Annotated in this window: 16 protein-coding genes; 10 read left to right on the top strand and 6 right to left on the bottom strand. The window is 56.6% G+C overall.

What is annotated here, in order from left to right; translation table 11 throughout:
* The 3 genes from ACVWVQ_RS13925 to ACVWVQ_RS13915 form a co-directional block, all read left to right on the top strand.
* A partial coding sequence (locus tag ACVWVQ_RS13925) for an RNA-guided endonuclease InsQ/TnpB family protein (protein WP_457509039.1) occupies positions 1 to 861 on the top strand: 861 nt, incomplete at its 5' end.
* 57 nt (positions 862 to 918) lie between these two features.
* Entirely contained in the window at positions 919 to 2,286 is a 1,368-nt protein-coding gene (gene thiC / locus ACVWVQ_RS13920) for a phosphomethylpyrimidine synthase ThiC (RefSeq protein WP_457509037.1), read from the top strand.
* A 206-nt stretch (positions 2,287 to 2,492) separates the two neighbouring features.
* On the top strand, positions 2,493 to 2,879 hold the full coding sequence (locus ACVWVQ_RS13915) for a VOC family protein (RefSeq protein WP_457509035.1): 387 nt from the start codon (positions 2,493 to 2,495) through the stop codon (positions 2,877 to 2,879).
* A gap of 138 nt (positions 2,880 to 3,017) precedes the next feature.
* Here ACVWVQ_RS13915 and psbM read toward each other — a convergent pair whose 3' ends face one another.
* On the bottom strand, positions 3,018 to 3,125 hold the full coding sequence (gene psbM / locus ACVWVQ_RS13910) for a photosystem II reaction center protein PsbM (protein WP_071818137.1): 108 nt from the start codon (positions 3,123 to 3,125) through the stop codon (positions 3,018 to 3,020).
* Between the two features lie 86 nt (positions 3,126 to 3,211).
* Positions 3,212 to 3,508: a 2Fe-2S iron-sulfur cluster-binding protein gene (locus ACVWVQ_RS13905; RefSeq protein ID WP_414350488.1), complete on the bottom strand. Its 297-nt coding sequence runs from the start codon at positions 3,506 to 3,508 to the stop codon at positions 3,212 to 3,214.
* 360 nt (positions 3,509 to 3,868) lie between these two features.
* On the opposite strand from ACVWVQ_RS13905, the gene psbB reads away from it, so the two are divergent.
* The 3 genes from psbB to ACVWVQ_RS13890 all read left to right on the top strand — a co-directional run bounded on the left by psbB (position 3,869) and on the right by ACVWVQ_RS13890 (position 6,416).
* The gene (gene psbB, locus ACVWVQ_RS13900; RefSeq protein WP_011431948.1) at positions 3,869 to 5,401 is read left to right on the top strand and encodes a photosystem II chlorophyll-binding protein CP47; all 1,533 of its coding nucleotides are present in this window, start codon (positions 3,869 to 3,871) and stop codon (positions 5,399 to 5,401) included.
* Between the two features lie 106 nt (positions 5,402 to 5,507).
* Positions 5,508 to 5,606, top strand: coding sequence for a photosystem II reaction center protein T (locus ACVWVQ_RS13895; protein ID WP_011431949.1), 99 nt, complete (start codon positions 5,508 to 5,510; stop codon positions 5,604 to 5,606).
* 399 nt (positions 5,607 to 6,005) lie between these two features.
* The gene (locus tag ACVWVQ_RS13890) at positions 6,006 to 6,416 is read left to right on the top strand and encodes a response regulator (protein ID WP_457473545.1); all 411 of its coding nucleotides are present in this window, start codon (positions 6,006 to 6,008) and stop codon (positions 6,414 to 6,416) included.
* Between the two features lie 17 nt (positions 6,417 to 6,433).
* On the opposite strand, the gene purQ is transcribed toward ACVWVQ_RS13890, so the two are convergent.
* Together purQ and purS are read right to left on the bottom strand one after the other, a co-directional pair.
* Positions 6,434 to 7,111, bottom strand: coding sequence for a phosphoribosylformylglycinamidine synthase subunit PurQ (gene purQ / locus ACVWVQ_RS13885; protein WP_457473544.1), 678 nt, complete (start codon positions 7,109 to 7,111; stop codon positions 6,434 to 6,436).
* 115 nt (positions 7,112 to 7,226) lie between these two features.
* Positions 7,227 to 7,484 (bottom strand): phosphoribosylformylglycinamidine synthase subunit PurS, encoded by a 258-nt coding sequence (gene purS / locus ACVWVQ_RS13880; protein WP_011431952.1) that lies wholly within the window; start codon positions 7,482 to 7,484, stop codon positions 7,227 to 7,229.
* Between the two features lie 62 nt (positions 7,485 to 7,546).
* Here purS and ACVWVQ_RS13875 point away from each other — a divergent pair, with 62 nt between their 5' ends.
* Positions 7,547 to 8,320, top strand: a complete 774-nt coding sequence (locus tag ACVWVQ_RS13875) for an ABC transporter permease (RefSeq protein ID WP_414330211.1) — start codon at positions 7,547 to 7,549, stop codon at positions 8,318 to 8,320.
* A gap of 16 nt (positions 8,321 to 8,336) precedes the next feature.
* Positions 8,337 to 9,065, top strand: coding sequence for a 2-phosphosulfolactate phosphatase family protein (locus ACVWVQ_RS13870; protein WP_457509041.1), 729 nt, complete (start codon positions 8,337 to 8,339; stop codon positions 9,063 to 9,065).
* Positions 9,066 to 9,201: 136 nt separating this feature from the next.
* Here ACVWVQ_RS13870 and ACVWVQ_RS13865 read toward each other — a convergent pair whose 3' ends face one another.
* Positions 9,202 to 9,486 carry a hypothetical protein gene (locus ACVWVQ_RS13865; RefSeq protein WP_011431955.1) on the bottom strand — a complete coding sequence of 95 codons (285 nt, stop codon included), beginning with the start codon at positions 9,484 to 9,486 and terminating at the stop codon, positions 9,202 to 9,204.
* A gap of 232 nt (positions 9,487 to 9,718) precedes the next feature.
* Between ACVWVQ_RS13865 and argC the strand changes: the two genes are divergently transcribed.
* Entirely contained in the window at positions 9,719 to 10,825 is a 1,107-nt protein-coding gene (gene argC / locus ACVWVQ_RS13860; RefSeq protein WP_011431956.1) for an N-acetyl-gamma-glutamyl-phosphate reductase, read from the top strand.
* A 38-nt stretch (positions 10,826 to 10,863) separates the two neighbouring features.
* Complete coding sequence (locus ACVWVQ_RS13855; RefSeq protein ID WP_457509033.1) at positions 10,864 to 12,306, top strand: hypothetical protein; 1,443 nt, start codon at positions 10,864 to 10,866, stop codon at positions 12,304 to 12,306.
* Positions 12,307 to 12,469: 163 nt separating this feature from the next.
* Here the strand turns inward: ACVWVQ_RS13855 and ACVWVQ_RS13850 are convergent, their stop codons facing one another.
* Positions 12,470 to 13,159 (bottom strand): AI-2E family transporter, encoded by a 690-nt coding sequence (locus ACVWVQ_RS13850; RefSeq protein WP_457509031.1) that lies wholly within the window; start codon positions 13,157 to 13,159, stop codon positions 12,470 to 12,472.
* Positions 13,160 to 13,275 lie beyond the last annotated feature (116 nt).

Below are 13,275 nucleotides of genomic sequence, written 5' to 3'. Positions count from 1 at the left end.
GTTGATGGAAGAGAACGCTTTGAGCTAGCCATTGGCAACTACCAGAGGGGAATGCTGGCTGGCTCTAACCCCAAATCGGCCACCCTAGTCCAGCGCAAAGACGGCTCCTACTCCATCCAGATTTGTGTCGAGGCAGAGCCCCCCAAGCAACAGAACACCGACAAGGTGATTGGTGTTGACCTGGGACGGCGAGACATTGCACATACCTCCGAAGGAGACAACTGGAATGGACAGCAGCTGAACAAAGTCCGAGATCACTACTGTCGGTTAAGAGCGTCTCTTCAGCGCAAGGCCAGTAAGGGCACCCGCAGTTGCAGGCGGCGATGCCGTCAACTGCTGCAACGGCTGTCTGGCAAAGAGAGACGCTTTCAAGCTTGGGTGAACCACAGTATCGCCAAGCGCATCGTTAAAACAGCTCAATCTCTTTCTGCCTGCATTGCAATTGAGGACTTAAGCGGCATTCGAGAACGTACCAATCAACACCCCCGCAGTCGTGAGGAGCGGCGGCGTAGCAATAGCTGGGCGTTCTACCAGCTGCGGCGGTTTATCGAATACAAGGCTGTGAGGGCGGGTGTCAAAGTGGTAGCTGTCCCTGCGGCCTATACCTCGCAGATCTGCCACAAGTGCCTGCATATTCATCCCGACTCCGCTCAATCCTATCGCAAGGGTAAGCAGTTCAAATGCGGGCACTGCGGTTGGGAAGGGGATGCGGATTTTAACGGTGCGAAGGTGATTGCGCTTTTGGGGGCTGTCGTAAACCAGCCTAGAGGTTCGGGCCTGTTTTGTTCTCTGGTGGAGCAGAGCAGGCTCAGGGCTACTGAAAGCCCGCTCCGTACCGCTTTAGCGGTCGGAGTCGGGTAGTTTACAACCTGATCTGGTTCATACCAGCGTAGGAAAGCGAGCACTGGAGTTGACAACATGCGCAGCGAATGGGTTGCCCGTCGCCGTGGGCAAGCAAATGTAACGCAGATGCACTTTGCCCGTCAGGGCGTGATTACCGAAGAGATGGAGTATGTGGCCCGGCGGGAAAACCTGCCGCCGGAACTGATCCGCTCGGAAGTGGCCCGGGGTCGCATGATCATCCCTGCCAACATCCATCACACCAACCTCGAGCCGATGTGCATTGGGATCGCTTCCCGCTGTAAAGTTAATGCCAACATCGGCGCTTCCCCCAGTTCCTCAGGATTGGCGGAAGAGTTGGAGAAACTGAAGTTGGCCATCAAATACGGCGCCGATACCGTTATGGATCTGTCCACCGGCGGGGGCGATTTGGATGAAATTCGCACAGCCATTATCCAAGCTTCTCCAGTGCCCATTGGCACGGTGCCCATCTACCAAGCCCTAGAAAGTGTGCACGGCAACGTCGAAAAACTTTCTGCAGAAGACATCTTGCATGTTATCGAAAAACAGGCCCAGCAAGGGGTGGACTACATGACCATCCATGCCGGGATCCTGATCGAATATCTGCCGTTGGTACGCCACCGCCTGACGGGAATTGTTTCTCGTGGGGGTGGGATCCTAGCCCGCTGGATGTTGGCCCACCACAAACAAAACCCGCTTTATACCCACTTCCGCGACATTATCGAGATTTTCAAGAAATACGATGTTTCTTTTAGTCTGGGAGATTCTTTGCGACCGGGATGTTTGCACGATGCCTCTGATGAGGCGCAACTGGCGGAGTTGAAAACCCTGGGCCAGCTGACCCGCATGGCCTGGGAGCACGATGTGCAGGTGATGGTAGAAGGGCCGGGGCACGTGCCGATGGATCAAATTGAATTCAACGTGCGCAAGCAAATGGAGGAGTGCGACGAAGCTCCCTTCTACGTTTTGGGGCCTTTGGTAACCGATATTGCGGCAGGCTATGACCACATCAGCTCCGCCATTGGGGCGGCCTTGGCTGGCTGGTATGGTGCGGCAATGCTCTGCTACGTCACCCCCAAGGAACACTTGGGTTTGCCCAATGCTGAGGACGTGCGCAACGGCTTAATTGCCTATAAAATTGCCGCCCATGCTGCCGATATTGCCCGTCATCGCCCCGGTGCCAGGGATCGGGATGATGAGATGTCGAGGGCTCGCTATAACTTCGACTGGAACCGGCAGTTTGAATTGTCTTTGGATCCAGAACGCGCCAGAGAATATCACGACGAAACCTTGCCGGCAGATATCTACAAAACGGCAGAGTTTTGCTCTATGTGTGGGCCAAAGTTTTGCCCTATGCAAACCAAGATGGATGCAGAGGCTTTGAGCGAGCTGGAGCGGTTCTTGGCCGCGCAGCCAACAGGATAAGTCTTGGTTCATCCCCAATCCAATGGGTTGAAACCATCTTCTGTCCTGCCTATGGACTGGATTGGGATCCCAGCCTCAAGCTGTCAAAAAGTTGGGTCTAAAGTTCTGTCCTACCGCAGGGATCCCTGCCCTTTGCGGCGGGGAGTGTGTCAAGCTGATCTGTAGAAGAACCATTGCAGTTGGCTCAATTGAGCACAGAGGATGACATGGCACTTAGACAACTCGGGCATGTCGCCATCCGGGTAGAGGACATTCCCAAGGCGGTGGAGTTCTACCAAAAGCTGGGCATGGTTAACGTCTGGCAGGATCCCGACTGGGCCTACATGAAGGCAGGAGAGGATGGGCTGGCACTGCTGGGGCCGGGCTATCGCGCAGCAGGGCCTCACTTTGGCTTTGTCTTCGACAACCTGGAGGAGCTTCGGCAAGAGCACCAGCGCCTGAAATCCCAAGGGATCCTGGTGGGGGAAATCCACAGCCACCGGGATGGCACTGCCTCTTTCTATGGCAAGGATCCCGACGGCAACCTGTTTGAGTTTTTGTATGAACCTGCGGGAACCTTCGACCAAGCCAAGGCAGCCCAAGCCATAGCTTGACTTAGCACCTTGAGGGCGCTCCCCCAAGTACTCTCAGTTTGTCCAACGCAAAGGGATCCTCTTGTACACAGGGGATCCCCTTTTTGACCGGCTTTAGGAATACCCCTTGCCCAATTTGAATCGGCAGGAGCTGCCCACTCAGTCACCAGATCTGCTGGAGGTTTGCACGTACAAAATCACCAGGAAGATGGCGGGCACCAGAACGACTAAGAGAGTGGCCAAGATGCCCAGGTAGTTCGTCTCCATAACTCACAAATGCCACAAGCCCAACTGGCAGTCAGCATACCACTCTGAGGTGCGACTTGCCCAAAGGGAAAACGGGCGGGCCAAGGCTAGGGCTTTGTTTTGACGGAAACATCCCCCAGCACTTTGGTCTGGCAGGCAAGGCGGTAGCTATCGGGCTTGCGCTTGAGCTTGCGGTTTTCTGCCTCGGTGCGAGGGGAGAGATGCTCGGATCCCTCGACAATCTCCACCACACAGGTGCCACATTGGCCGTTGCCGCCGCAGTTGAGCAGCTTGGCCATCATTTTGTAGAGATCGATCTGGTTTTCCAGAGCCTTCAGGCGCAGGTTAGCGCCTTCAGCGACGAAGATCTCTCGGTTCTCGTTGACGAAGCGGATCGTTGCCATACCCCTGCCAGAAACCACGACACCTTTCAGACTGAGCCAGGAGAGCGCTCACAGTTGCTAAGTATTGTAACATTTTAAGTCATATTTTTAATCTCTGGCGAGAGATCTGGGAAGATGATGCCTAAAGTGAGACGGCATCCTGCCTGAAGCCACTCAGGTCGGTAGCGTTTCGTTATACTGTTTGATGCCCGTGATGGAAATTCTGAGAGCGATATCCTCTTGGGTGCGCTCAGGGGCTCAAGCGGGTGCGGTACCCCCCGACTCTGAAGAAACTGCTCAGGTCAGGATCCCAGGTAAGATGTCGGCTTAATTTTGACTGGATATCGCGCAAGTGTTGGAGAACGTGGAGGACCGAGCTTTATGGGACTACCGTGGTATCGGGTCCATACGGTTGTACTGAATGACCCAGGTCGCCTGATCGCGGTTCACCTGATGCATACCGCTCTGGTAGCAGGTTGGGCCGGGTCGATGGCGCTCTATGAAACGGCCATTTTCGATCCGTCGGATCCTGTCCTGAATCCGATGTGGCGTCAGGGCATGTTTGTCATGCCATTTATGGTTCGCCTGGGGGTGGTCAACTCCTGGGGCGGTTGGAATATCTACGGCGAGAGCGTTGCCAATGCGGGCTTCTGGACGTTTGAAGGGGTAGCTACTGCTCATATCGTTTTGTCCGGATTGCTCTTCTTGGCGGCCTGCTGGCACTGGGTGTACTGGGATCTGGAGCTGTTCCGGGATCCCCGCACCGGAGAGCCGGCTTTGGATCTGCCAAAAATATTTGGGATCCACCTGCTGCTGGCCGGGATCCTCTGCTTTGGCTTTGGAGCTTTTCACCTGACGGGGGTGTTTGGCCCGGGAATGTGGGTGAGCGATCCCTATGCGACGACGGGACACGTCCAGCCGGTAGCACCGGAATGGGGGCCAGCCGGTTTTAACCCCTACAACGCCGGAGGGGTGGTGGCCCACCACATTGCTGCCGGCATCGTGGGCATCATTGCAGGTCTATTTCACATCACGGTACGCCCACCCCAGCGCCTCTATCGCGCTCTGCGAATGGGGAACATCGAGACGGTGCTTTCCAGCTCGATCGCGGCGGTGTTTTTTGCCGGTTTTGTGGTGGCCGGAACCATGTGGTACGGCAGCGCCACCACTCCTGTGGAGCTGTTTGGTCCCACCCGCTACCAATGGGATTCTGGCTATTTCAACCAGGAGATTAACCGCCGGGTAAATGCGGCTATGGAAGCCGGGATGACCCGCAGCGAGGCCTACAACTCCCTGCCCAAATCTTTGCTCTTCTACGACTACGTGGGCAACAGCCCGGCCAAGGGGGGACTGTTCCGAGCTGGCCCCATGAACAAAGGGGATGGCATTGCCATCGAGTGGCTGGGCTACCCAGTGTTCCGTGACCGCGAAGGGCGCGAGCTAACGGTGCAGCGGATGCCCAACTTCTTCGAGACCTTCCCGGTTATTCTGCGGGATGCCGATGGGGTGGTGCGGGCAGACATTCCCTTCCGTCGGGCAGAGTCTCGCTATAGCTTTGAGCAGGTGGGCGTGACGGTGGAGTTTTACGGCGGCAAGCTGGACGGTCAGGTGTTTACCGACCCGGCAACCGTCAAGAAATATGCCCGCCAGGCCCAGTTGGGTCAGTTGTTTGAGTTCGACCGAGAAACCCCCAAGGCGGACGGCACCTTCCACACCAGCCCCCGCGGTTGGTTTACCTTTGCTCACGCGGTCTTTGCCCTGCTGTTCTTCTTTGGCCACATCTGGCACGGCGCCCGTACCCTCTTCCGGGATGTGTTCGCCGGTATTGACCCCAATATGAGCGAGGAAATGGTGGAGTTCGGCGTCTTCCAGAAAGTAGGGGATCCCACCACTCGCAAGGTTCAGGAAGCCTAGAGCCCTTTTCGGCGATGCCGTCGGCACTCTGCTTCACTTTGGAGATGGGGTGCTGGCGGCTCTGAGTTAATCTGGAATCAAGCCCCCTTAGAAATGGAGGTTTTGTATGGAAGCCATCACCTACACCTTTATCCTGTTTTTGACGTTGGGCCTTCTGTTTTTCGCGGTCGCCTTTCGGGAAACTCCGAGAATTACCAAGAAGTAACCCAGGGTAGTGGCTGCCGTTCCTGCTGTGCCGGGCTCAAGCAAGGCAGAGGGAAGGTCAGTCTCTTTTGAGATTTGTGGTTTAGGCTTAGTTCTGGATGGGGCCGGAGCTCTCTCCGGCTTTCCTATTTGCGGTTGGGTAGCGGCAACTCGGAATGGAGTGATTCCAAAATAAGATTCCAAAATAAATAGTCAAGTAGCGGCAACCTGAGGATCCTTCCTTTTGGGAGAGGAGGGGGGAGTTCTCAGAGCTACTGAGACCCTTTTCGGTACTCTTCAGTACTCTGTAGGAGAACGCTTGTCCTACTGCTCAAATTGAACTCGCTAAGGATGCCTTAGGATGGCTTTTGGGATCCCAGAGACAGCTTAGCTTGGGTTCAGATTCAAGATTGGGTTAACGATGGCAACAGTGCTGCTGGTGGAAGATGATCCGATCAACGCCCGTGTTTTTGAGAAGGTGTTGCGACGGCGGGGAGGTTTTGAGGTCTTTCACAGCCAGGATGTGGAGCAGATTTTGAAGCTGGCCCAGGGGCACGAGGTGGATGTCATTTTGTTGGATGTTTCCCTGTCCCAGAGCACCTTTCGCGGCGAGGCGGTGGACGGGATCCGCATTGCCCAACTGTTGAAGGCGGATCCGAAAAGCCGCTCCATCCCCATCATTTTGGTGACGGCCCATGCGATGCGCGGCGACCGCGAGGCATTTTTGGCCCAGAGCGGGGCAGATGGCTACATTGCCAAGCCGGTGGTGGATCATGAGGAGATGGTGAATCAAGTTCGCCAGGTGTTGTCTCGAGGGCCGGGGCAGGGGTGAGTTCTCCTGGAGAAGAGTTAGGCGGCGAAGCTGTGCAAAATCGACTGCCAGAAGGGGATCCCATCCTGCCCTGGCAAATCGGGATCTGCTGCCCGCTCAGGGTGGGGCATTAAACCCAGAATCCGACCGCTGGGATCGCAAATGCCGGCAATATTATCCACAGAGCCGTTGGGCGCAACCGGAGCATAGCGAAAGACGATCTGCCCTCGATCCTGCAACTGCTTGAGGGTATCCGGATCACAGGTGTAGCGGCCTTCCCCATGGGCGATGGGCAGGGTTAGGGTGGATCCCTGGGGATACGCGCTTGTCCAGGGGAGATCCTGCCGTTCTACACGGATCCCCACTCGGTCGCAGATAAAGTGCAGGTTGGCATTGCGCACCAGTGCCCCCCGCAGCAGTCCTGCCTCTGTCAAGATCTGAAAGCCATTGCAAATGCCCAGCACATAGCCCCCTCGCGCCGCGTGCTCCTTCAGGGATCCCATCACCGGAGCAAAACGAGCGATGGCCCCACAACGCAAATAATCCCCATAGCTGAAGCCCCCCGGCAGCACCACCACATCCAGCTCCGACAAATCCGTCTCTCGGTGCCAGATCAGCCGCGTTGGGCAGCCCAAGAGGCCGCGGGTTACCCAGGCTACATCTCGGTCGCAGTTGGAACCCGGAAAAACAACAACGCCAAACCTCACGCCAGCCATTGGGATCCCTTAAGTGAGAGGAAAGAAGATGGTCAGATTAGAGGGATGGAAGAGGGGTTGGGGGTATTTTTGGAATGGCCATCAGATCAACCCCAAATCGCGTGAACCCATCAAATTAACCACCGATGGCAGCCACTTGGATTTGATAAGTCTCAATCACCGGGTTGGCCAGCAGTTGATGACACAGCTCATCCACCTGGCGGTGGGCGGTCTCGGCGTCGGGGGCCTCTAGCTGCAGTTGGATATGCTTGCCAATGCGCACCTGCTGTACCTGGGTATGCCCCAACTGATGCAGGCTGGACTGAACCGCAGCCCCGGCGGGATCGAGAACAGAGGGGCGTAGGTGAATCTGAATCTGGGCCTGGAACTGCATAGAATAAAGGCTGGATCTGTTACCAGTGTACCAGTCGAATCATCACAGCTTTGGGTTCAGTCATGGATGCGTCGCGCGTGGTGGCCATTGCCCACAACGTTTTCCGGGAAACGATTCGGGATCGGATTCTCTACCTGGTGATGGTATTTGCGGTGGCCATGCTGGGAGCCACTGTTTTGATCCCGCAGGTGGCCAACCAGGCCCACAACAAAATCATTGCCGACCTGGGGTTGGCAGCCATTCACTTCTTCGGCCTGATCGTGGCCATTTTCGTGGGCACAGGGCTGGTGAATAAGGAGATTGAAAAACGCACGGTGTATGTGCTGATCGCCAAACCCATGAGCCGGGCAGAGTTCATTGTCGGCAAGCATCTGGGCCTATCGGCGCTGCTGTCGGTGCTGGTGCTGCTGATGACGGTTGTGTTTCTGCTGAGCTTGCTGCTGGTGCAGGCCCCGATCCCCCTTTTGGCCATTCTCTGGGCAACAGTCTTCACTTTCTTAGAGCTGGTGCTGATCGTTGCCGCAGCCCTGCTGTTCGGGGTTTTCACTTCCTCGATTCTGGCCACCCTCTACACCATTGCCCTGTTCCTGATGGGCCATGCCAGCCGCGCCCTGCTGCAACTGAGCAAGCTGGTGAAAGATGCCGGATTTGGCAAACTGTTTGAGGTGATTTATTTGATCCTGCCGGATTTGGAGCGCCTCAATTTGAGAGATGCTGCGGTTTACGGCCAAGTTCCGCCCCCAGCAGAACTTCTCGGAGATGCACTGTACGGCTTGGTTTACACCCTTTTGCTGCTGATTCTGGCAGTGTTGGTGTTCGCCCGGCGTGAGTTCTGACGTTACCTCTTCCCCCATGCGTTTTTTCCACTTCTATACGCCCGAACAGGTGCCTTCATCTGAGATCCCGGAGTGTGCGGTGGCCATTGATGTGCTGCGGGCCACCACCACCATTGCCACAGCGCTGGCAGCAGGAGCAGAAGCGGTACAGGTGTTTGCCCACCTGCAGCAGCTCCAAGAGGCAAGCCAAAACTGGCCGGCTTCCCAGCGGCTTTTGGCCGGGGAACGGGGGGGCAAAGCGGTGGCGGGGTTTGATCTGGGCAACTCCCCCCTCGACTACACTCCCGACCGCGTGCGGGACAAGCGCATCTTCCTGAGCACCACCAACGGCACGCGCAGCCTACAGCGCCTGGAAGGGATCCCAGTGGTGATTACAGCAGCCCTGGTGAACTTGGGAGCCGTGGTGGATTTTCTCAGACGGGGCTCCTTTGCCGAGGTGTGGCTGGTGGGATCCGGGTGGGAAGGGGCCTTTTCACTGGAAGATACTGCCTGTGCCGGAGCCATCTTGCATCGCCTGGGCTGCTCTTTGAACCAGTTGGGCAACGACGAGACCTTGGCGGCCTTGGCCCTGTACCAAACTTGGCAGGATGATCTGCTGGGTTTGTTGCGGCGCTCTAGCCACGGGCAACGGTTGTTGGGGCTGGGGCCGGAAAACGATCAGGATCTGGCCTACTGTGCCGATCTGGATCGTCTCTCGGTGGTGCCCCGACAGGTTCAGCCTGGGGTTTTGGCCAGTGGCGGGTAGATTCTGGACAGGTGGAGCGACCTGTGGATCCCACCACCCTCTGAGCTGGAAGTAGGCGGCCATTGTCAGCACGGGCTGGATCTCAACAGGCCGGGCGTAGGCTTGGGGATCCTTCCACGCCAGATATGGTCTTCGGCTAACCTGCTTGTGCCGTGTCGGGAGCGATGCCCAACGCTTTCTGGTGCAGCCACGCCTGCCATTCCCCTGGGATCAGCTTGTTGTTAAACGCATCGCCAGAAACAAACATATCCCGCTGATTCTGGGCCAACACAAAAATGGAGCGGCGATCGAAATGGGAAGTGAGCTTGTAGAGGGTGTAGGGGCCTTCTGAGTAGAGGGTCAGAGTTTCCTGATCCAGACCGTGGCGGCTGCTTTGGCCATAGGCCCGCAAGACCATGTTGATCAATCGCTCATAGTGCATAGACCGCAGATTAGAAAGCTACACAGAACATAGACAGATATTACGGAAACCGCTGCCAAGGCCTGAGCGGCTCAAGTTAACTCAGCATAACAAATCCTCTTGGATTGCTAGGCAACGCCAACGCGAATGAACAAGATGGGATCCGCACCCATGCAGCGTCAAATGCAGCAGAAAAATGCGGTAGAACTTAAGGCAAGCCATCACGCAACCCTCTTGCACAGGCAGCCCCCCCATGGCCAACATGGCGCCCCGCCCACCCCACCCCACAGAGCCTGTCCGCATTGGCATCGTCGGCGCTTCCGGCTACGGAGGGGTACAGTTGGTGCGGTTACTGAGCGAGCATCCCGGCGTGCAGATCACCTACCTGGCTGGGCAAGACAGCGCCGGCAAGCGCTACGGGGATCTCTATCCCCAGTTGGCCCAGGCGGTGGATCTGACCGTTCAGCCGGTAGAGGTGGATCGCATTGCCGCCAACAGCGATGTGGTGTTTTTGTCTCTCCCCAATGGGCTGGCTGCCGAGCTGGCCCCGCCCTTGCTGGCCAAAGGGTGCAAAGTCTTAGATCTGTCGGCGGATTACCGCTTTCGCAACCTGGCCACCTACCAATCTTGGTACCGCATGGGTCAGACGGATCCCAACTGGCCCAGCCCTGCCTATCGCCAGGCCAATGAGCAGGCGGTCTATGGGTTGCCGGAACTTTATCGCGAGGCGATTGCCCAAGCCCAACTGGTGGGCTGTCCCGGCTGTTATCCCACTGCCTCGTTGTTGGCGGTTGCTCCTCTGCTGCGGCAGGGGTTGGTGGAGCTGGACAGCCTCATTTTCGATGCCAAATCCGGCGTTTCGGGGGCAGGTCGTACCCCCAAGGTGGGATCCCTGTTTGCCGAAGTGGACGGCTCTCTGGCAGCCTATGGAGTGGCCCAGCACCGGCATACGCCCGAGATCGAGCAAGCTTGCACCGACCTAACCCACACCCCCATCACCGTGCAATTTACGCCTCATCTGGTGCCCATGGTGCGGGGGATCCACGTCACCTTGTATGCCACCCTGCGGGATCCCGGCTTTGTGGGGGAAGATTTGCTCACCATTTACAATGCTTTCTATCGCCAATCTCCTTGGGTGAAGGTGCTGCCGCGGGGGGTTTACCCGCAAACCAAATGGGTCTCCGGCACCAACACCTGCATGATCGGGGTGGAGGTGGACAGCCGCACCAACCGCGTTATCGTCCTGTCGGTGATCGACAACCTGATGAAAGGGCAAGCCGGGCAGGCAGTGCAGTGTCTCAACTTGATGATGGGATGGCCGGAAACGTTGGGTTTGCCTCGGCTGGCGTTTTACCCCTAGCTATAATGCCCGTGATCCCCTTGAAGCGGATTCTGTCCATGTCTGAACCCCTGAATCCCCCTTTCCATTCCGAGCCCCAAAATGCCTCGCCCAGCGCAAAGGTTGCCTCAGATGCCGTCAATGGCGCTGCTGAGGGCCTGAACTGGGAGGAGCTGTGGCGGCAGCTGGAAGCGGGCTGGCAGGATCTACCCCGTCGCTCCGAAGAGACGGTGCAACAGACCCTGGCTCGCCTGCAACTGGAGTGGGGCGGGCTGTGCCGAGAGGCGCGGGATCGGCTGCAAAGCGCTCTGGAACAGTCGAGAACGGCGGGATCCCCAGAGCCCATCCACCGAGAGCTGCAAGCGCTCTTGCCCCTGCTTAACCCCTGCCAATGGGAAGTGGTCATTGGCTCTTTGCGGCAGGCTGCGGATCGCGCCTGGGTGGCCAGCTTGCTGTATCACGGCTTGCAGGAAGCGGCCCATCCAGAGGCGGAAAGCCACGGGATCCCTTCTTGGGCTCGGACGCTGACCTCTGACCAACGCTCTGCTCTGGAGGCGATGAGTGCCCGTGCCTATGGCAACAGCCGCCTGCCTTTGGTGATGGACAAAAGCGGCCAGATTCAAGTAAAGGCCTCAGCCGCCTTGTTGGCCGCCTTGATCGCCATCGAGATCGGCAGTGTGGGTTCGGCAGGTGCCTTGTCCTTGCTGGGCACACCGGAGCTGCGCAAGCTCTTGAATGCCGAGGGCAAGCTGCGGCGAACTGGCTTAAAACAGGGACGAACTGCCCTCACAGAAGAAGAATGGCAAACGCTGCGCCGTTGGCTGGATCCCAAGGGATCTCCTCCCGACTGGTATCTCAATCTCACTCAAGTGGGGATCCAGACCACCCAAGTGGGGGACTATGCGGCACGGCGGCTGCGGGAGTTTTTCCAGAGTGAGTGGATTAAGCTCGTGATCCCCCCCTTGTATCACCTGGTCATCGATGCAGTGCGGCTACTGACGGGAGAAGTGTTTCTCAGTGTGGGCACCACCCTGGAATCGGCTTTGGAATCGGCAGAGGCAGAGCGGCGACTGGAGTTGGTGCTGCAAGCCTTGCCCCAGGCGCGGAACATTCCCAGACCCAACCAGATCCAGGCTGCCATCCCTGCTGTGGTGGAAGCTGCCGAGAAACTCCTCAGACCTCTGCTGGCGCGCCAGTTAATGACGGTGGCGGACATCTTCGATCCGCCCATTCGCAACGAGAGCCTAAATGAATTGGGGCGGCAGCTCAACCTCTGGAACCCCTTCCAGTTTTTGCTCACCTGGAGCACGGCCGGCTGGCTGGAGGCCCTTCTGGATCAGATCAGCGAGTTGCAGCAGACCTACCCAGAAATGCCCCTGTGGGAGAGCTATCGCCAGGGCCTTGAAACGGCAGTGCAAGCTCCACGGGTGATGGATCAGGCGGAGGCTCTGCGTCTAACGGCCAAGAGTCTGGATCCCAAGTTGGATCCCTTGGAAGATTGAACTGATGATGCATAGGAAAGAAAATTGCAGACAACTCCCATAGCATCCACAAGGTGAGGCCGGCAGGGTAGGCGGGATCTTCTCCACGCCAAAGACAAATCTGTACAGGTTGTAGATGGTGCCCGGCGAAACATCTACCCCCAGGGTCAGCTTTGGGTGAACCTCACCGCTTTGGATCCCCTTTCATCTCATCGATCTCCAGCAGGTTGATCAATACCCCCGTCACCGGAATAGCCAAGAACACCCCCAGCAAACCGGCCACAGTGCCACCCACAAAGAGGGAGAAAAACATAACCACCGGGCTGATGTTCAGGGATCCCTGCATCACACGGGGCAAGAGCAAGTTTTCTTCCACCTGCTGCAGAGAAATACAGATCACCAAAACCTGGATAGAAAGCCATACACTTTGCGGTAAGACAATTAGAGCAATTAAGCTAATGCCAATAGTGGCTCCAATTCCCGGAATCAAGTCAAACAGCCCTGCAATCAAAGCTAAAGTTAGTGCCGAAGGGATCTCAAGCAGTAAAAATACCAGAAAGGTTGAGATGGCAAAGAAAAATGACAGCACAACCCGACCCCAGAAAAATCCCAGGAAGTTCCGTCGTACACTCCCGGTAATTCGATCTTTCCAATCTTCTGGAAAGGGTTTTAGAAATAAGTTCCACAGTCGCTTGCCATCTAAAAGCATGAAAAAAGCAACGATGAAGATTAAAAACAGATTGACCAAACCCAAGAGCAAGATGCGCAAAGTCAACACACCAGAGCCCAACAGGTTTAGAGTTTGGTCTTTGATTTGCTGCTCAAATTCTTGGATATCGACTGTAATGTTAAAATTTCCCAGCAGGCGCTCCAACTGATCAATGGCATCGAAAATAGTACAGCCTTTTAATTTAAAATAGGGTACAGGTATTCAAGAGGAAGGAGAGAAAGGAATGCCGACTCATTCTTTGGATTTGCGGCAAAGAGTTG

The organism is Thermostichus sp. MS-CIW-36 (genome assembly GCF_054059035.1).
The sequence above is the reverse complement of the archived record's forward strand: the minus strand, read 5'-3'. Positions and strand labels throughout refer to the sequence as shown.